Consider the following 521-nt stretch of genomic DNA (forward strand, 5'->3'; position numbering starts at 1 on the left):
GGAGCCCAGGGTGTTCCGAGTACACACCCCTTCGACCATCAGGACGGGCCATGACCGCACCGATCACCCCGAAGAACACCGCAGTACGACGAGCCACTCTGCTGGCAGTATGCGTGAGCACCGCAATGCTCATGCTCGACATCGCCGTCGTCAACACCGCCCTGCCGTCGATCGCATCCGATCTCGATACCGGAGTCAGCGCCCTGCAATGGGTGATCGACGCGTACACGCTGGCATTGGCGACGGTGGTTCTCAGCGCCGGATCGTGGGCAGACCGACGGGGTCGACGCCATGTTTTCATCATCGGCATTCTGTGGTTCACCACGGCATCTCTGTTCTGCGCTCTGGCGCCGAACATCTGGGTGCTCGACCTCGCGCGGGCCGCCCAGGGTATCGGCGGTGCCGTACTCTTCGCCTGCTCACTTGCCTTGCTGGCGGACGTGTTCGAGAAGGGTCCCCAGCGCGCGACTGCTCTGGCTGCATACGGCGCCACGATCGGGGGCGCGTTTGCCGTCGGCCCA

Annotated in this window: 1 protein-coding gene; it reads left to right on the plus strand. The window is 64.7% G+C overall.

The genetic code is table 11. The features are described 5' to 3' along the window. Positions 1 to 50: 50 nt before the first annotated feature. Positions 51 to 521, plus strand: a 471-nt coding sequence (locus tag ABD369_RS41010; RefSeq protein ID WP_344641726.1) for an MFS transporter, incomplete at its 3' end; no start/stop codon positions are given.

This window comes from Kitasatospora cystarginea, from assembly GCF_039533515.1.
GTDB classification, from domain to species: domain Bacteria; phylum Actinomycetota; class Actinomycetes; order Streptomycetales; family Streptomycetaceae; genus Kitasatospora; species Kitasatospora cystarginea.